We start from the raw sequence: 18,142 nt of genomic DNA, 5'->3' as shown, positions 1-18,142 counted from the left end.
GATCGGGCGGGCATAGCCGCGCGCCAGGTTGATCTGGCCGGCGTCGGAGAAGATGTATTCGCGCGCCAGCTTGGCGGCGTTCGGGTGCTTGGCGTATTTATTGATGATGGTGGTGTAGCCGGAGGTGATCGAGCCGTCCGACGGGATCAGCACTTCAAAACGGGTTTTGTCGATCTGATCGCGGTAGTTCAGGCCGTTGAAGTCCCACACCACGCCAACCTGCACTTCCCCTTTCTCCAGTGATGCGATCACCGGGTTACTCAGGCTCAGGCGGCCGGCCTTGGCCAGCTTGCCGAAGAATTCCAGGCCCGGCTTGAGGTTTTTCTCGTTGCCGCCCATGGCGTAGGTGGCCGCCAGCACGCCGCTGGCCGCCTGCGACGCGGTGCCGACGTCGCCGATGGTGACCTGATAGCTGCCCTTGAGCAGATCGGCCCAGCTGTGCGGGATGTCTTTCACCTGCTGCTTGTTGATGATGAAGGCGATGGTGCCGGTGTAAGCCAGCGCCCAGTGGCCGTCTTTGTCTTTCGCCCACTCCGGCACCTGATCCCAGGTAGAGGGTTTGTAGGGCTGCGTTACGCCCTTCTGCACCGCCACCGGGCCAAAGGCCGCGCCGACGTCACCGATGTCCGCCGTGGCGTTGTTCTTTTCCGCATCAAATTTGGCGATCTCCTGCGCGGAGCTCATGTCGGTATCGACATGTTTCAGGCCGTACTTGCTCAACAGATCTTGCCAGGTGCCTTTCCAGTTGGCCCAGCTGTCCGGCATGCCGACGCTGTTGACTTCGCCTTCTTTCTTCGCGGCCTGCTCCAGCGCCGCCAGATCGGTATCCGCGGCCCAGCTCATCTGGCTGGATAACACGATGGCACTGGTTAACACAGAAGCGCACAAACGTTTCATAACTGATGCTCCAGGTGGTAGTGTGGGGATGGCTGGACTAGTCCAGCAAGGACCAAACCAATCTAACGGACGAATGTGATAATTATATGTCAGCTTAAAAAAGCGACAGTTTTATCCCCCATTGCAACGGCGAAAACGCGACGCTGGTCTACCTTAAGGAAGGCCAAACGCACTGAAACGGGACACCCGCTGTATGAGTGAAGCACCGACGACCGTCGCCACCATCTGCCAAACGCTGAGCGCCCGCATCACCGCCGGCGAGTTCGCCGCGGGCGGCAAGCTGCCCTCCGAACGCGCCCTGAGCGAGCAATTCGCCACCACCCGCATTACCTTGCAGGAGGCGCTCGGCCAGTTGGAGGCGCAGGGCGTCATCTACCGCCAGGTGCGGCGCGGCTGGTTCATCTCGCCGCCACGTTTGATCTACAACCCGCTGCAGCGCAGCCATTTTCACGCCATGGCGCAGCAGCAGGGCCGCGCCGCGCATACCGAAGCGATCGATAGCGCGGTCGTCACGCTCGAAGCGCCGCTGGCTGGCCGCCTGGCGCTGCCTCCCGGCGCGCAGGCCTATCGCATTCGCCGGCTGCGCTACATCGACGGACGCGCGGTGCTGTACTGCGAGCACTACCTCAATCCGGCCTATTTCCCCGGCATTCTGGACGAAGATCTGACCCAGTCGCTGACCGCGCTGTACGCCGCGCGCTACGGCATTCACTACGGCCGGGTGCGTTTCGACATGCTGCCCACCCTGCTGCCGCAGCAGGCCGCCGCCATGCTGAAGGTGACCTACGGCAGCCCGGCGCTGTTCATTACGCGGGTGAATCGCGATCAGCACGACAGGGTGATCGATTGCGACCTGGAGTATTGGCGGTACGACGCGCTACACATCGATGTGGAAGCGCTGTAAATGACAAGGGCGCATCGCTGCGCCCTTAAAGAGGAAAGTCAGTCGGCGTCGTAGCCGAGGTTTGGCGCCAGCCAGCGCTCGACCTCGCTCACGCTCATCCCTTTACGCGCCGCGTAGTCTTCCACCTGATCGCGCTGGATCTGCGCCACCGCGAAGTACTTGCTCTCGGGGTGACTGAAGTACCAGCCGGATACCGCCGCCCCCGGCCACATGGCGAAGGACTCCGTCAGTTCCATACCGGTGTGGCGGTTGACGTCCAACAGCTGCCAGATGGTCGCTTTTTCGGTGTGCTCCGGGCAGGCCGGGTAGCCCGGCGCCGGCCGGATGCCCTGATAGTTTTCCCGGATCAGCTCCTCGTTGCTCAGGCTCTCGTCGGCGGCATAGCCCCAGTGCAGCTTGCGCACCTGTTCGTGCAGGTATTCGGCGAAGGCCTCCGCCAAACGATCCGCCAGCGCCTTGACCATGATTTTGTTGTAATCGTCGTGCTGCGCGTCGTACGCCGCCGCCAGCGCGTCTTCCTCCAGCCCGCCGGTCACCGCGAAGGCGCCGAAGTAGTCGGCTTTGCCGCTGCTTTTCGGCGCCACAAAGTCCGCCAGGCAGTAGTTCGGGAAGTCGGTTTTTTCCGTCTGTTGCCGCAGGTGGCGGCTCACCGCCAGCACCTCGTCACGCCGTTCGTCGCGGTATACCTCCACGTCATCGCCGACGCGGTTGGCCGGGAACAGGCCGTAAACGCCGCGCGGGTTGAGGCTACGCTCGGCGGCCAACCGATCCAGCATCTGATTGGCGTCATGGAACAGGCGCTTGGCCTCTTCCCCCACCACCTCATCCTCGAGGATGCGCGGGTATTTGCCCGCCAGCGACCAGGTCATGAAGAACGGCGTCCAGTCGATATAGTGGCGCAGCGTCTCGATGCCGGCCGACACCGGAAACACGCCAAGCTGCCGCGGCGCCGGCGGCTGATAGTCGGCCCAGTTCAGCGCCATGGCGTTGGCGCGCGCCTTGTGCAAATCGACCGGCGGCGTGCGCGGCTTTTTGCGCGCGTGTTGAATGCGCACCGTTTCATACTCTTTGCGGGTGCGCGCCACAAACTCGTCGCGCTGGGTGGCGGACAGCAGCGCCGACACCACGCCCACGGTGCGCGAGGCGTTTTGCACGTAGGTGGTCGGGCCGCTGTAGTTCTGCTCGATTTTCACCGCGGTGTGCGCCTTGGAGGTGGTGGCGCCGCCGATCAGCAGCGGCAGCGTAAAGCCCTGGCGCTCCATCTCTTTGGCCACGTTGACCATCTCGTCGAGCGACGGCGTGATCAGCCCCGACAGGCCGATGATGTCGACATTCTCCTCGCGCGCGGTGCGCAGGATTTTCTCCGTCGGCACCATCACGCCAAGATCGACGATTTCATAGTTGTTGCACTGCAGCACCACGCCGACGATGTTCTTGCCGATGTCGTGCACGTCGCCTTTCACCGTCGCCAACAGGATTTTCCCCGCGGAGGTGCCTTGCTGCTTGCTGGCCTCGATGTACGGTTCCAGGTAGGCCACCGCCTGCTTCATCACGCGGGCGGATTTCACCACCTGCGGCAGGAACATCTTGCCCTCGCCGAACAGATCGCCGACCACGTTCATCCCGGCCATCAGCGGCCCTTCGATCACTTCGATCGGGCGTTCGGCCTGCTGCCGCGCTTCTTCGGTGTCCAGTTCGATAAACTCGGTGATGCCCTTCACCAGCGAGTATTCCAGCCGCTTCTCCACCGGCCAGCCGCGCCATTCCGCCTGCTGCACCGCCGCTTCGCCGTCTTTGCTGCCGCGGTACTTTTCCGCCAGTTCCAGCAGGCGTTCGGTGCCGTCCTCGCGACGGTTGAGGATCACGTCTTCTACCGCCTCGCGCAGCTCGCCAGGCAGATCGTCGTAAATCGCCAGCTGCCCGGCGTTGACGATGCCCATGTCCATGCCGTTGCGAATGGCGTGATACAGGAATACCGCGTGGATTGCTTCACGCACCGGATCGTTGCCGCGGAACGAGAACGACACGTTGGACACCCCGCCGGAGATCATCGCGTGCGGCAGGTGGGTTTTGATGTCGGCGCAGGCTTCGATAAAGTCGACGGCGTAGTTGTTGTGCTCGTCGATGCCGGTGGCGACGGCGAAGATGTTCGGGTCGAAAATGATGTCTTCCGGCGGGAAACCGACGCGTTCGGTCAAAATTTTATAGGCGCGGCGACAGATCTCGAACTTGCGCTCGCGGGTGTCCGCCTGGCCCACTTCGTCGAACGCCATCACCACCACCGCGGCGCCATAGCGGCGCACCAGCCTGGCGTGGTGGATAAAGGCCTCTTCGCCCTCCTTCATTGAGATCGAGTTGACGATGCCCTTGCCCTGAATGCACTTCAGGCCTTTCTCGATAACGGACCACTTGGAGGAGTCGATCATGATCGGCACCCGGGCGATATCCGGCTCGCCGGCGATCAGGTTGAGGAAGCGCACCATCGCAGCTTCGGCGTCGAGCATCCCCTCGTCCATGTTGATGTCGATGATCTGCGCGCCGCTCTCGACCTGCTGACGCGCCACGTCGAGCGCCTCATTGTATTTCTCTTCTTTGATCAAGCGTTTGAAACGCGCCGAACCGGTGACGTTGGTGCGCTCGCCGACGTTGACGAACAGGGTGTTGGCGTCGATGGTCAGCGGTTCCAGACCGGCCAGGCGGCAGGCGACCGGGATATCCGGCAGCCGGCGCGGCGGCACGCCCTCGACCGCCTTGGCCATCGCGGCGATATGTTCCGGCGTGGTGCCGCAGCAGCCGCCGATAATATTGAGGAAGCCGGCCTGCGCCCACTCCCCGACCTGGCGCGCCATCTCGGCCGCATCCAGATCGTACTCGCCGAAGGCGTTCGGCAAACCGGCGTTCGGGTGTGCGGTGACGTAGGTCTCCGAGATGCGCGCCAGCTCGGCGACGTACTGACGCAGCTCATCCGGCCCCAGGGCGCAGTTCAGGCCGAAGGTCAGCGGCTTGACGTGGCGCAGCGAATTGTAAAACGCTTCGGTGGTCTGGCCGGACAGGGTGCGGCCGGAGGCGTCGGTGATGGTGCCGGAAATCATGATCGGCAGTTCCACCCCCAGCGCTTCGAATTCGGTTTCCACCGCAAAAGCGGCGGCCTTGGCGTTGAGGGTGTCGAAGATGGTTTCGATCATGATCAGATCGACGCCGCCTTCCACCAGCGCGCGGGTCGATTCGCGGTAAGCCGCCACCAGTTCATCGAACGAGATGTTGCGGAACGCCGGATCGTTGACGTTCGGCGAGATGGACGCGGTGCGGTTGGTCGGCCCCAACACCCCGGCGACGTAGCGCGGTTTTTCCGGCGTGCGCGCCGTCCATTCGTCGGCGCAGGCGCGCGCCAGGCAGGCGGCCTGATAGTTAATCTCGGCGGACAGCGACTCCATATGGTAGTCGGCCATGGCGATGGAGGTGGAGTTGAAGGTATTGGTCTCAAGGATATCGGCGCCCGCCTCGAGATAGGCGTAATGAATGGCGGTGATCACTTCCGGCTTGGTCAGCACCAGCAGATCGTTGTTGCCTTTCAGATCGCTGCGCCAGTCGGCGAAACGCTCACCGCGGAAATCGCGCTCATCCAGACGGTAGCTCTGGATCATGGTGCCCATGCCGCCGTCCAACACCAAAATGCGCTGCGCTAACTGGCGGCGCAGTTGTTCTACTCGATTCGTCACTGTAACCCCTTCCATTGCCATCCAGCCCATTGCTCAACTGCCGCAAAAACCAACGAGTCATCCTAGCACAGCTTGTAAGGACAAAGGGCCAGGCGACAATTGAGAGTTTTTCAGGTTGTGCGCCAACACCTCCGATGAGCTGACGGCGGCTTGCAATTCATCGACAAAAAACGAAAATGAATTCCATCATACGGAAAAAGGAATCTCACCCATGGCCACTCCTGCTCCCGCCAAGCGCGGCAAGAAGCCCCGCGCAGCAGCCCCCGCCGCCAGTGCGGCGACCGGTCAGGTACAATCGTTGACCCGTGGCCTGAAACTGTTGGAATACATTTCGGAAGCCCAGGGCAACGTGGCGCTGACCGATCTGGCCCAGCAGGCCGGCCTGCCGAACTCCACCACTCACCGCCTGCTCACCACCATGCAGCAGCAGGGATTCGTGCGCCAGGTCGGCGATCTCGGCCTGTGGACCATCGGCTCGCACGCCTTTGTGGTCGGCAGCAGCTTCCTGCAAAGCCGCAACCTGCTGGCGATGGTGCATCCGACGCTGCGCCGCCTGATGGAGGAATCCGGCGAAACCGTCAACCTGGCGGTGCTGGATACCAGCGAGTACCAGGCGATCATCATCGATCAGGTGCAGTGCACGGCGCTGATGCGCATGTCGGCGCCGATCGGCGGCAAACTGCCGATGCACGCCTCCGGCGCCGGCAAAGCGTTCCTCGCCACCCTGCCGGACGATCAGGTGACCAAACTGCTGCACAAGAAAGGCATGCACACCTACACGCCGCATACCCTGACGCCGCACAACCTGAAAGAGGGGCTGGCGCAGATCCGCAAACAGGGCTTCTCCTTTGACGACGAAGAGCACGCGCTCGGCCTGCGCTGCGTGGCGGCCTGCATCTTCGACGAGCACCGCGAAGCCTTCGCCGCCATTTCCATCTCCGGCCCGGTGTCGCGCATCACCGACGATCGTGTGATCGAGCTGGGCGCGCTGGTGATCCACGCGGCGAAAGAGATCAGCCTGGCCTACGGCGGCGTGCGCTAATCCCGCTCATCCGAGGGGCGCCCCAGTGCGCCCCTGCTCCCCTGCCATGCTCTGTTGTCAGCATGTAACAGGCTGTCGGCATCCTGTTTAGCGCACAGGAAAAAAGCTTGAAGCCGATCACAGTTAGCGATCCTCACGGCGAAAGCCCATTGCAACCGCTCAAACTTCCTTCGACAATGTTACCGATAACATGTTACCGGTAACAATCAAACTGAACGAAGGTAACGTCACCCGGTGTTTTGGAGCCAAGCCATGACCAACAATCAAAATCGCATTTACGTCGTTATGGGCGTTTCCGGCAGCGGCAAGTCCGCCGTCGCCGCCGCCGCGGCCCGCCAACTCTCCGCCGGCTTCCTCGACGGCGACTTCCTGCACCCGCGCAGCAATATCCTGAAGATGGCCGCCGGGGAAGCGTTGAACGATGACGATCGCGCCCCGTGGCTGGCCGCGCTCAATGACGCCGCCTTCGCCATGCAGCGCACCAACAACGTGTCGATCATCGTCTGTTCGGCGTTGAAAAAGCAGTATCGCGACCGCCTGCGCGCCGGCAACGGCAACCTGTCATTCATCTATCTGCACGGTGAGTTCCCGGTGATCGAATCCCGTCTGGCGGCGCGCAACGGCCACTTCTTCAAGCCGCAGATGCTGGTCACCCAATTCGCCGCGCTGGAGCAACCGGGTGCCGACGAGAACGACGTGATGGCGATCGACATCAATCAGCCGCTGGACGCGGTGATCGCCGATACCGTGCGCCATATCCAGAGCTTCCTGCCGCAGGACGTGTGCGCGTGAGTACCGTAACGCTGGTCGGTACCGCAGTCGGCTCGGTTTTACTGCTGTTATTCCTGGTGATGAAGGCGCGCATGCACGCCTTCGTCGCGCTGATGCTGGTGTCCATCGCCGCCGGCATTTTCTCCGGCATGCCGCTGGAACACATCGCCGACACCATGCAAAAAGGCATGGGCGACACGCTGGGCTTCCTGGCGATCGTGGTGGCGCTCGGGGCGATGTTCGGCAAGATCCTGCATGAGGTCGGCGCGCTCGACCAAATTGCGGCGCAATTGCTGAAACGATTCGGACAAAGCAAGGCGCACTACGCGCTCGGCATCGCCGGGCTGATCTGCGCGCTGCCGCTGTTCTTCGACGTGGCGGTGGTGCTGCTGATCGGCATCGTGTTCGCCGTGGCGCGCCGCACCGACGGCAATATCGTCAAACTGGCCATCCCGCTGTTCGCCGGCGTGGCCGCCGCCGCCTCCTTCCTGCTGCCGGGGCCGGTGCCGATGCTGCTGGCGTCGCAGATGAAGGCCGATTTCGGCTGGATGATCGCCATCGGCCTGGTGGCTGCGGTGATCGGCATGCTGATCGCCGGCCCGCTGTACGGCAGCTTTATCAGCCGTTTCGTCAACTGGCCGATGCCGCCGGAAGAGAATGAGCCGACGCTGACCAAGGGCAATCTGCCGTCGTTCGGCTTCAGCCTGGCGCTGGTGCTGTGCCCGCTGGTGCTGGTCGGCATGAAAACCATCGGCGCGCGGCTGGTCACCCCCGGCTCGCAGCTGCAGCAGTGGCTGGAGTTTATCGGCCACCCGTTCACCGCCATCCTGCTGGCCTGCCTGATCGTGATTTACGGTCTGGCGAAGCCGCGCGGCATGAGCAACGAACAGACGCTGGCCATCTGTTCCGCTGCGGTGCAGCCGGCCGGGATCATCCTGCTGATGACCGGCGCCGGCGGGGTGTTCAAGCAGATCCTGGTGGATTCCGGCGTAGGGCCGGCGTTGGGTGACGCCATGATCGGCGCCGGCCTGCCGATCGCCGTGGCCGCCTTCGCGCTGTCCGCCATGGTGCGGGTGATTCAGGGCTCGGCCACCGTCGCCTGCCTGACCACCGTCGGTCTGGTGCTGCCGGTCACCAGTCAGCTCGGTCTGAACGGCGGGCAACTGGCCGCGCTGGCCATCTGCATCGCCGGCGGCTCCATCGTGCTGAGCCACGTCAACGACGCCGGCTTCTGGCTGTTCGGCAAATTCACCGGCGCCAACGAACTGCAAACGCTGAAAACCTGGACGGTGATGGAAACCATTCTGGGCAGCGTCGGCGGCGCCATCGGCATGATTGCATTCACGATGTTTTAAATCCTAAATCGCCCCCGGCCTTGCACACCAGGGCTGCAAATCACCCCCGGGGGCACCGCCACAGGCGGCGACTATAACAACAGCAATGTGAGGAAGGCATGATTAATCCAACCTTGTCCCGTGTCACACAGCGCATCATCGACCGTTCCCAGGCCAGCCGCGCCGCCTATCTGGCGCGTATCGAAGCGGCCCGCTCCCAAACAGTCCACCGCGCGCAGCTCGCCTGCGGCAACCTGGCCCACGGCTTCGCCGCCTGTCAGCCCGATGACAAGGCGTCGCTGAAAAACATGGTGCGCAGCGATATCGCCATCATCACCGCCTACAACGACATGCTGTCGGCCCACCAGCCGTACGAACATTACCCACAGCGGCTGAAACAGGCGCTGAAGGCGGTGGGCGCCGTGGGCCAGGTGGCCGGCGGCGTGCCGGCGATGTGCGACGGCGTGACGCAGGGGCAGGACGGCATGGAGCTGTCGCTGATGAGCCGCGACGTGATCGCCATGTCGGCCGCCGTCGGCCTGTCGCACAATATGTTCGACGGCGCGCTGTTCCTCGGCATCTGCGACAAGATCGTGCCGGGGCTGGTGATGGCCGCCCTCTCCTTCGGCCACCTGCCCGCGCTGTTCGTGCCGGCCGGCCCGATGAGCAGCGGCCTGCCGAACAAGGAAAAAGTGCGCGTGCGCCAGCTGTACGCCGAGGGCAAGGCCGATCGTTTGGCGCTGCTGGAGGCCGAGGCGGCCTCTTATCACGGCATCGGCACCTGCACCTTCTACGGCACCGCCAACACCAACCAGATGGTGATGGAAGTGATGGGTCTGCATCTGCCGGGAGCCTCCTTCGTCCATCCGGACACGCCGCTGCGCGACGCGCTGAACGACGCCGCCGCGCGCCAGGTGACCCGACTGACCGATACCGCCGGCAACTACCTGCCGATCGGCCGCCTGGTGGACGAGAAAGTGGTGGTGAACGGCATCGTTTCGCTGCTGGCCACCGGCGGCTCCACCAACCTGACCATGCATCTGGTGGCGATGGCGCGGGCGGCGGGCATCATCATCACCTGGGACGATTTCTCGGAGCTGTCGGAGGCGGTGCCGCTGCTGTGCCGCATCTACCCGAACGGCCCGGCCGACATCAACCAATTCCAGGCCGCCGGCGGCGTGCCGCTGGTGGTGCGCGAGCTGCTGCAACACGGCCTGCTGCACGAAGACGTACACACCGTGGCCGGTTTCGGCCTGCGCCGCTACACCCAGGAACCGTGGCTGGACAACGGCCAATTGGTATGGCGCGAAGGCGTGGCCGGCTCGCTCGACGCCAGCGTGATCGCCAGCGTGGCCCAGCCGTTCGAACATCACGGCGGCACCAAAGTGATGGCCGGCAATCTGGGCCGCGCAGTGATGAAAACCTCGGCGGTGCCCGCCGATAACCAGATCATCGAAGCGCCGGCGGTGGTGTTCGACAGCCAGCACGATATTGTGCCGGCGTTCGAAGCCGGCAAGCTGGATCGCGATTGCGTGGTGGTGGTGCGCTTCCAGGGGCCGCAGGCCAACGGCATGCCGGAGCTGCACAAGCTGATGCCGCCGCTGGGCGTGTTGATGGATCGCGGCTTCAAAGTGGCGCTGGTGACCGACGGCCGCCTGTCCGGCGCCTCCGGCAAGGTGCCTTCCGCCATTCACGTCACCCCGGAAGCCTATACCGGCGGCCTGCTGGCGAAAGTGCGCGACGGCGATCCGATCCGCGTCAACGGCCGCAGCGGCGAGCTGCAGGTGCTGGTCGACGCCGACGAGTTGGCGCGGCGCACGCCTTGCCAACCCGATCTGAGCGCCGAACACATCGGCTGCGGCCGCGAGCTGTTCGGCGCGCTGCGCAGCCAGCTGTCAGGCGCCGAGCAGGGCGCCTGCTGCATCAAATTTTAATCGATAGCCTGGCCGCATCGCCGCCAGGCGGCGGCCACAGAGGAGAACGTCAGCATGAACAAGTGGACAACAAGCGCCGAGCAGATCCTGACCGCGGGGCCGGTGGTGCCGGTCATCGTGATCAACAAGCTGGAACATGCGGTGCCGTTGGCGAAAGCGCTGGTCGCCGGCGGTGTGCGGGTGCTGGAGGTGACGCTGCGCACCGCCTGCGCCATGGACGCCATTCGCGCCATCGCCCAAGAGGTGCGGGAAGCGATCATCGGCGCCGGTACGGTGATCAATCCGCAGCAGTTGCGGGAAGTGACCGAGGCCGGCGCGCAGTTCGCCATCAGCCCGGGGCTGACCGACGAGCTGCTCAAAGCCGCCACCGCCGGTTCCATTCCCCTTATACCGGGCATCAGCACCGTTTCCGAGCTGATGCAGGGCATGGATTACGGCCTGCGCGAATTTAAATTCTTCCCGGCGGAAGCCAACGGCGGCGTAAAAGCGCTGCAGGCGATCGGCGGCCCGTTCCCGCAGGTGCGTTTCTGCCCGACCGGCGGCATCTCGCCGGACAATTACCGCAGCTATCTGGCGCTGAAAAGCGTGCTGTGCATCGGCGGCTCCTGGCTGGTGCCGGCGGACGCGCTCGAAAGCGGCGACTACGCGCGCATTACCGAACTGGCGCGCGCCGCCGTCGCGGGCGCCCAGGCCTGATTTACATCGCAGCGGTGGCGGCCGGCAGCGCCGCCCCGCTGCGCTGGCTGAACCGCTGCTTCTTGCGATAAGCGAACACGTCTTCCACATGCCCCTCGCGGATGCGCTGCTGCAACCCGCGCCAATACTCCGCGGTAAACAGATCGCTGTGCAACTCTTCAAACACCTGCCGAATGCGCCGATCGCCGCACAGGAAGTGGCGGAATTCTTCCGGGAACACATCGTTGGGCGCGATGCTGTACCACGGCTCGCTGGCCAGCTCGTCCTCCGGATAACGCGGCGGCGGAATGTCGCGGAAGTTGACCTCGGTCATGTAGCAAATCTCGTCGTAGTCGTAGAACACCACACGCCCGTGGCGCGTCACGCCGAAGTTCTTGAACAGCATATCGCCGGGGAAAATATTGGCGGCGGCCAACTGCTTGATCGCGTTGCCGTACTCTTCAATCGCATCGCGCATTTGCTGGTCATTGGCCTGCTCCAGATACAGGTTCAGCGGCGTCATGCGCCGTTCCATATACAGATGTTTGATCACGATGCGATCACCGAGATCTTCCAGCTTGCCCGGCACTTCACGCCGCAGCTCCGCCAACAGCTCAGGGCTGAGACGCGCCTTGTCGACGACGAAATTTTCGTACTCCTGGGTATCCGCCATGCGCCCGACGCGATCGTGCTCTTTCACCAGCTGATAGCAAGCCATCACCTGCGCCTGCGTCACCTCTTTCTGCGGGGCGAACTCATCCTTGATCACTTTAAACACCCGATCGAAGGACGGCAGGGTGAACACCAGCATCACCATGCCTTTCACGCCCGGCGCGATGATGAACTGTTCCTGTGAGTGCGCCATAAAGGTCAGGTATTCGCGATAGCATTCGGTTTTGCCGTGTTTTTGGCAGCCGATCGCCATGTACAGCTCGGCGGTGGTCTTGCCCGGCAGGATCTCGCGCAGCCACTCCACCATCGCCGCCGGCAGCGGTGCGTAGACCATGAAATAAGAGCGGGCAAAACCGAAGACGATGCTGGCCTCGGCCCTGCCGGTTAGGCAGGCGTCGATAAACAGCGCGCCCGATTCGCTGTGGTGGATCGGCAACAGGAACGGGTAAACGCCGTTGGCCAGGCGCAACTTGCCAACCAGCCAGGCGGCCTTGTTGCGATAGAACAGCTCGTTGGCGATCTGGAAGGTCGCCCCCGTCAGTTGCTGTGGGCTGAAGGCGCGTTGCAGCGCCTGAGTGATGTAGCGAATGTCGCGTGTCAGATCCTCCCACGGCAACCGCAGCGGCAGATCGCTCAAGACGCTGCGCAGCATCGCCGGCAGATCGCCATTGGGGGTAAAATCGCGCGCCAGCGGACGCGGAATGTCGCGAAAACGCCGTTCCGGCTGCGAACTGAAGACGAACAGCTTGTCCGGCGTCAGATCGCGATGCTTGAACAACCGGCAATAGACCGAGTTGAAGAAGCTTTCGGCGATCTCAAAACGCGGGTAGTCCGGCAGCAGATCGATATAGACCGCTTTGACCCGGCTGGGGAAGTCGGCGTCGAAATATTTCTGCCCGGTGATGCATTTAAGCTGCTCCACCACCAGACCGACGTGATGGTCGTACAGATGGATGCGCTTTTTCATCGCCTGCTGCACCGCCGGCCAATCCGCCTGCTCAAAGCGCTGCTGCGCGCCGGCGGTCACTTCCAGAAAGCGGCCGTACTGCGCATCGAAGCCCTGCAGGATCGTCTGTGCGATCAACAACTCCAGTTTTGCCGCCATCCTTACCCCCGCCAGAAAAAGAAGCCTGCGCATGCAGGCTCCGGGTGAAACGTCTTCAAGCTTGCCGCATCAGAACTGCTGTTCTTCCGTCGAACCGGTCAGCGCGGTGACCGAAGAGGCGCCGCCCTGAATGATGGTGGTGACCTTGTCGAAGTAGCCGGTGCCCACCTCTTGCTGGTGCGACGCGAAGGTGTAACCGCGCTCCACCGCGGCGAACTCCGCCTGCTGCACCTTCTCGACGTAGTGTTTCATCCCTTCGCCCTGCGCATAGGCGTGCGCCAGGTCGAACATGTTGAACCACATGCTGTGGATGCCCGCCAGCGTGATGAACTGATACTTGTAGCCCATGTCCGACAGCGCCTGCTGGAAGCGGGCGATGGTCTGGTCATCGAGGTTCTTCTTCCAGTTGAACGACGGCGAGCAGTTGTAGGCCAGCAGCTTGCCTGGGTATTTGGCGTGGATGGCGTCGGCGAAGCGCTGGGCGGCATCCAGATCCGGCGTTGAGGTTTCGCACCACACCATATCGGCGTAAGGGGCATAAGCCAGACCGCGGCTGATCGCCTGCTCGACGCCGGCATGGGTGCGGAAGAAGCCTTCCGCCGTACGCTCGCCGGTGACGAAGGCGCTGTCATACGGATCGCAGTCAGAGGTCAGCAGGTCGGCCGCATCGGCGTCGGTACGGGCGATCACCAGCGTCGGCACGCCAAGCACGTCGGCCGCCAGGCGCGCGGCGACCAGTTTCTGGATCGCTTCTTGCGTCGGCACCAGCACTTTGCCGCCCATATGGCCGCATTTCTTCACCGCCGCCAGCTGATCTTCGAAGTGCACCCCGGCGGCCCCGGCGGTAATCATCGCTTTCATCAGCTCAAAGGCGTTCAATACGCCGCCGAAGCCGGCTTCCGCATCAGCGACGATCGGCAGGAAATAATCGGTGTACCCTTTGCTGCCCGGCTCAATCTGGTTCGCCCATTGGATCTGATCGGCGCGGCGGAAGGTGTTGTTGATGCGCTCGACCACCTTCGGCACCGAGTCCACCGGATACAGCGATTGGTCAGGGTACATGGCGGCCGCGCTGTTGGCGTCGGCCGCCACCTGCCAACCGGACAAGTAGATGGCCTCGACGCCGGCTTTGGCCTGCTGCAGCGCCTGGCCGCCGGTCAGCGCGCCCAGGCAGTTCACGTAGCCTTTGCGCGCCTTGCCATTCAGCAACGCCCACAGTTTGGCGGCGCCGTTTTGCGCCAGGGTGCATTCCGGGTTGACCGAACCGCGCAGATTGATCACGTCTTCAGCGCTGTAAGGGCGGGTAATGCCTTCCCAACGGGCCGATTTCCATTCCTGTTCCAGCTGCTGGATCTGTTGAGAGCGAGAGGTAGACATAATTTTTATCCTTTCAGTCATGTAGGGTTGATTGGGAAAGTTCAGGCCAGCAGCTCATAGCCGGGCAACGTCAGGAAATCGATTAATTCATCTTGCGTGGTGATGCGCTCCATCAGGCGCGCCGCCTCTTCGAACCGGCCGGCGTTAAAGCGCGCTTCCCCTACTTCTTCACGCACCACCAACATCTCTTCTTGCAACATCTGGCGGAACAGCGCCTTGGTGACCGGGCGCCCGTCGTTCAGGCTCTTCTCGTGGTGGATCCACTGCCAGATAGACGTACGGGAGATCTCCGCCGTCGCCGCATCTTCCATCAAACCGTAAATCGGCACGCAGCCGTTGCCGGAGGTCCAGGCTTCGATGTACTGCACCGCCACGCGGATATTGGCGCGCATCCCCGCTTCGGTGCGTTCGCCGTCGCACGGTTCCAGCAGTTGGGCGGCGCTGATCGGCGCATCCTGCTCACGCAGCACCTCCAGCTGGTTTTGACGATCGCCCAATGCGTTGCCGAACACCTCCATCACCGTGTCCGCCAAGCCCGGGTGCGCCACCCAGGTGCCGTCGTGGCCATTGTTGGCCTCCAGCTCTTTGTCCGCCCGCACCTTATTCAGCACCCAGGCGTTTTTCTCGGCGTCTTTGCTCGGGATAAACGCCGCCATGCCGCCCATGGCGAACGCGCCGCGCTTATGACAGGTTTTGATCAACAGGCGCGAATAGGCGCTGAGGAAAGGTTTTTCCATGGTTACCGACTGACGATCCGGCAGCACGCGATCGCCGTGGTTCTTCAGCGTTTTGATGTAGCTGAAGATGTAATCCCAGCGGCCGCAGTTCAGACCGACGATGTGATCGCGCAGGTGATACAGGATCTCGTCCATCTGGAACACCGCCGGCAAGGTTTCGATCAGCACGGTCGCCTTGATGGTGCCGCGCGGCAGATCGAAACGATCCTCGGTAAAGCTGAAGACATCACTCCACCAGGCCGCTTCCTCCCAGGACTGGGTTTTCGGCAGGTAGAAATACGGGCCGCTGCCCTTGGCCAACAGCTGGCGATAGTTGTGGTAGAAGTACAGCGCGAAATCGAACAGGCCGCCGGGGATGGCTTCATCACGCCACAAGACGTGTTTCTCCGGCAGGTGCAAGCCGCGCACGCGAGCGATCAACACCGCCGGATTCGGTTTCAGCTGGTAGATCTTGCCGGCTTCATTGGTGTAGGAGATGGTGCCGTTAACCGCATCGTGCAGGTTGATTTGACCGTCGATGACTTTGTCCCAGCTTGGCGCCAGCGAGTCTTCGAAGTCCGCCATAAACACTTTTACGTTGGCGTTCAACGCATTGATCACCATCTTGCGCTCGACCGGCCCGGTGATCTCTACCCGGCGATCGCGCAGGTCTTGCGGAATACCGCGGATCTGCCAATTGCCTTCACGAATGGAAGTGGTTTCCGAAATAAACCCAGGCAATTCGCCGCGATCGATATTTTGTTGCCAGCGGGCACGCGCCGCCAACAGCTCATTGCGACGTGGCGTGAATTTCCCCACCAGTTCCGCCAGAAATTCAACCGCTTCATCCGTTAACACCTGGCGCTCCGCAGCGGCGAAACCCTGCGTAAACCTTAACTCCGTGCCTGCTATCTGTTGCGTCATGACCTTGCTCCTTCCCATCGTTGCACCCGGGCGACCGGCGCATTTTCATCAGAAATCACTGTGGATCAGGGCGGATGAAACGATCCTAAACTGGTCAGATCTCATCCCGATAGCGTTAAGAATACCCAACAAAAAATAAAAATCAAAAACCATTTCCATTTTATTATTAAATATTTTATTAACACTTTATTATCAATTAGTTAGGATAAATAACACGATCAACAGGTAAGGAAATCGGTTCCAATAGAATTGCAAAGACGGACTAACGCGTTGTTAGGCAATGGTTTTTTGGGAGAATTGACGGGTAAAAAGAGGATCGTGCAGAGGATGAGCAGTGCGGCGGCCTCGATTCAGCCGCCGGCAGGCAGAAAAGATCAGTCGAGAGTCGGATTCATATGGCGCAGATCGTAAGGCGTGATCTGGTAGACGTAATAATTGAGCCAATTGGAAAACAGCAGGTGGCCATGGCTGCGCCAGGTGGCTTTCGGTGTCAGTGCGGGGTTGTCATCGGGGAAGTAGTTGAGCGGTACGGCAGGATCGAGGCCGGCATCGTTGTCGCGACAATACTCTCCCGCCAGCGTCATTGTATCGTATTCCGGATGGCCGGTGACGAACGCCAGGCGCTTATCCCTGCTGGCGAACAGGTAGGCGCCGGCCTGCTCGGATTCGGCCAGGATGTCCAGGTCGGTATATTGGCGAATCACCTCGGTCGGGAAATCGGCATAGCGTGAATGCGGCGCCAGAAAGCTTTCGTCGAAGCCGCGCGTCAGCAACGCATGCTGCTGCAGCGTTTGGTGCGGATAAACCCCGGAGAGTTTCACCTCGCGCGTCATCTTGGGAATGCCGTACAGGATGTTCAACGCCGCCTGTACCGCCCAGCACACGAACAGCGTGGAGGTAACGTGATGCTTGGCCCAGTCGATCACCCGTTCGATCTGCGGCCAGTAGGCAACATCGCAGAAATCGACCAGCCCCAGCGGCGCGCCGGTGACGATCAGGCCATCGAAGTTCTCGTTCTGAATATCCTCGAAGTCGCAGTAGAAGTTGTTCAGATGCTCCGCCGGCGTATTCTTCGACTCGCGGCTGTCGATGCGCAGCAGCTGGATATCAATCTGCAGCGGCGAGTTGGACAGCAGGCGCAAAAACTGGTTTTCCGTTTCGATCTTCTTTGGCATCAGGTTGAGGATCAGCACTTTCAGCGGCCTGATTTCCTGTGTTTTTGCCCGCGAGGATGTCATCACGAAGACATTCTCACCGCGCAAGAAATTGACCGCAGGTAACTCATCAGGAACACGAATCGGCATTGCTTAACCCTCACACATCCATTTATACGTTTAGACTTCTAGATGCCCGAAGATAGCGTTTTTTTCCGTCGATGTCGAGCGTTCAGCGGAAAGGTGAAAATGTTTCATTGAGCGAACTGCGTCAGGATCTTGGCAGGGAGGATGAGAGGCACGGAGGATGAGAGGCACGGAAAGCAAAAAGGCCATCCTTTCGGATGGCCTCTTGGCTTATTTGATGCTTGGCAGTGTCCTACAGTATTCGTCTCATCCTGAGACTCTCCCCTGCGGGGCCGCCGCAAGCGGCGTTAAGGCCCGTTCCCGACGGGCCTTTCGCATGCCCATGCTCGAGCAGAACGCCAGATAACAGACAAAACAAAAAGCCCCATGCTTTCGCATGAGGCTTGTTGTTTTATTTGATGCTTGGCAGTGTCCTACTCTCGCATGGGGAGACCCCACACTACCATCGGCGCTACGGCGTTTCACTTCTGAGTTCGGCATGGGGTCAGGTGGGACCACCGCGCTATTGCCGCCAAGCAAATTCTTTTTTCTGCCGAACTTCTAAACCCACTTTAAATAAAGTGGTGCTGATACCCAGAGTCGAACTGGGGACCTCACCCTTACCAAGGGTGCGCTCTACCAACTGAGCCATATCAGCACGCTTAATTTGATGCCTGGCAGTGTCCTACTCTCGCATGGGGAGACCCCACACTACCATCGGCGCTACGGCGTTTCACTTCTGAGTTCGGCATGGGGTCAGGTGGGACCACCGCGCTATTGCCGCCAGGCAAA

Annotated in this window: 12 protein-coding genes, 1 tRNA gene and 2 rRNA genes; 6 read left to right on the top strand and 9 right to left on the bottom strand. The window is 61.7% G+C overall.

The window, feature by feature from the left end; genetic code table 11:
* Positions 1–897: ABC transporter substrate-binding protein (locus tag ACSBQS_RS24450; protein WP_434991377.1), on the bottom strand; the 897-nt coding region annotated here is incomplete at its 3' end.
* Between the two features lie 193 nt (positions 898–1,090).
* On the opposite strand from ACSBQS_RS24450, the gene ACSBQS_RS24445 reads away from it, so the two are divergent.
* Positions 1,091–1,801 carry a UTRA domain-containing protein gene (locus ACSBQS_RS24445; protein ID WP_047026586.1) on the top strand — a complete coding sequence of 237 codons (711 nt, stop codon included), beginning with the start codon at positions 1,091–1,093 and terminating at the stop codon, positions 1,799–1,801.
* A 38-nt stretch (positions 1,802–1,839) separates the two neighbouring features.
* Here ACSBQS_RS24445 and metH read toward each other — a convergent pair whose 3' ends face one another.
* Entirely contained in the window at positions 1,840–5,535 is a 3,696-nt protein-coding gene (metH, locus tag ACSBQS_RS24440; protein WP_089195244.1) for a methionine synthase, read from the bottom strand.
* A 196-nt stretch (positions 5,536–5,731) separates the two neighbouring features.
* On the opposite strand from metH, the gene iclR reads away from it, so the two are divergent.
* The 5 genes from iclR (at position 5,732) to ACSBQS_RS24415 (ending at position 11,297) form a co-directional block, all read left to right on the top strand.
* Positions 5,732–6,562, top strand: a complete 831-nt coding sequence (gene iclR, locus ACSBQS_RS24435; protein WP_004936648.1) for a glyoxylate bypass operon transcriptional repressor IclR — start codon at positions 5,732–5,734, stop codon at positions 6,560–6,562.
* 252 nt (positions 6,563–6,814) lie between these two features.
* Complete coding sequence (gene gntK, locus ACSBQS_RS24430) at positions 6,815–7,354, top strand: gluconokinase (RefSeq protein ID WP_004936645.1); 540 nt, start codon at positions 6,815–6,817, stop codon at positions 7,352–7,354.
* Positions 7,351–8,688: a gluconate transporter gene (gene gntU / locus ACSBQS_RS24425; protein WP_025304479.1), complete on the top strand. Its 1,338-nt coding sequence runs from the start codon at positions 7,351–7,353 to the stop codon at positions 8,686–8,688. Before gntK ends, gntU begins: the two co-directional genes overlap by 4 nt.
* Positions 8,689–8,786: 98 nt before the next feature.
* Positions 8,787–10,601: a phosphogluconate dehydratase gene (gene edd, locus ACSBQS_RS24420; RefSeq protein WP_015379254.1), complete on the top strand. Its 1,815-nt coding sequence runs from the start codon at positions 8,787–8,789 to the stop codon at positions 10,599–10,601.
* Positions 10,602–10,655: 54 nt separating this feature from the next.
* The gene (locus ACSBQS_RS24415) at positions 10,656–11,297 is read left to right on the top strand and encodes a bifunctional 4-hydroxy-2-oxoglutarate aldolase/2-dehydro-3-deoxy-phosphogluconate aldolase (protein WP_342164087.1); all 642 of its coding nucleotides are present in this window, start codon (positions 10,656–10,658) and stop codon (positions 11,295–11,297) included.
* Position 11,298: 1 nt separating this feature from the next.
* Here ACSBQS_RS24415 and aceK read toward each other — a convergent pair whose 3' ends face one another.
* The 7 genes from aceK to rrf (ACSBQS_RS24380) form a co-directional block, all read right to left on the bottom strand.
* Positions 11,299–13,053 carry a bifunctional isocitrate dehydrogenase kinase/phosphatase gene (aceK, locus tag ACSBQS_RS24410; RefSeq protein WP_342164085.1) on the bottom strand — a complete coding sequence of 585 codons (1,755 nt, stop codon included), beginning with the start codon at positions 13,051–13,053 and terminating at the stop codon, positions 11,299–11,301.
* Positions 13,054–13,122: 69 nt separating this feature from the next.
* Positions 13,123–14,430, bottom strand: a complete 1,308-nt coding sequence (gene aceA, locus ACSBQS_RS24405) for an isocitrate lyase (RefSeq protein WP_033639246.1) — start codon at positions 14,428–14,430, stop codon at positions 13,123–13,125.
* Positions 14,431–14,471: 41 nt separating this feature from the next.
* Positions 14,472–16,070, bottom strand: coding sequence for a malate synthase A (gene aceB / locus ACSBQS_RS24400; protein WP_434991376.1), 1,599 nt, complete (start codon positions 16,068–16,070; stop codon positions 14,472–14,474).
* 374 nt (positions 16,071–16,444) lie between these two features.
* Positions 16,445–17,374, bottom strand: coding sequence for a homoserine O-acetyltransferase MetA (metA, locus tag ACSBQS_RS24395; protein ID WP_197666831.1), 930 nt, complete (start codon positions 17,372–17,374; stop codon positions 16,445–16,447).
* A 397-nt stretch (positions 17,375–17,771) separates the two neighbouring features.
* Positions 17,772–17,887: ribosomal RNA gene (gene rrf, locus ACSBQS_RS24390) — 5S ribosomal RNA — on the bottom strand.
* 45 nt (positions 17,888–17,932) lie between these two features.
* Positions 17,933–18,008, bottom strand: a tRNA-Thr gene (locus ACSBQS_RS24385).
* 14 nt (positions 18,009–18,022) lie between these two features.
* A 5S ribosomal RNA gene (gene rrf / locus ACSBQS_RS24380) occupies positions 18,023–18,138 on the bottom strand.
* Positions 18,139–18,142 lie beyond the last annotated feature (4 nt).

Origin of the sequence: Serratia sp. H402Y, assembly GCF_051172415.1 — a bacterium.
Taxonomy (GTDB): domain Bacteria; phylum Pseudomonadota; class Gammaproteobacteria; order Enterobacterales; family Enterobacteriaceae; genus Serratia; species Serratia ureilytica.
Note: the sequence above shows the minus strand (reverse complement) of the source record. Positions and strands in the feature narration are given on the sequence as shown.

Coding starts and splice junctions, on each gene's coding strand:
- ACSBQS_RS24445 (WP_047026586.1), top strand. CDS start 1,091: ATGAGTGAAGCACCGACGACCGTCGCCACCATCTGCCAAACGCTGAGC.
- metH (WP_089195244.1), bottom strand. CDS start 5,535: ATGGAAGGGGTTACAGTGACGAATCGAGTAGAACAACTGCGCCGCCAG.
- iclR (WP_004936648.1), top strand. CDS start 5,732: ATGGCCACTCCTGCTCCCGCCAAGCGCGGCAAGAAGCCCCGCGCAGCA.
- gntK (WP_004936645.1), top strand. CDS start 6,815: ATGACCAACAATCAAAATCGCATTTACGTCGTTATGGGCGTTTCCGGC.
- edd (WP_015379254.1), top strand. CDS start 8,787: ATGATTAATCCAACCTTGTCCCGTGTCACACAGCGCATCATCGACCGT.
- ACSBQS_RS24415 (WP_342164087.1), top strand. CDS start 10,656: ATGAACAAGTGGACAACAAGCGCCGAGCAGATCCTGACCGCGGGGCCG.
- aceK (WP_342164085.1), bottom strand. CDS start 13,053: ATGGCGGCAAAACTGGAGTTGTTGATCGCACAGACGATCCTGCAGGGC.
- aceA (WP_033639246.1), bottom strand. CDS start 14,430: ATGTCTACCTCTCGCTCTCAACAGATCCAGCAGCTGGAACAGGAATGG.
- aceB (WP_434991376.1), bottom strand. CDS start 16,070: ATGACGCAACAGATAGCAGGCACGGAGTTAAGGTTTACGCAGGGTTTC.
- metA (WP_197666831.1), bottom strand. CDS start 17,374: ATGCCGATTCGTGTTCCTGATGAGTTACCTGCGGTCAATTTCTTGCGC.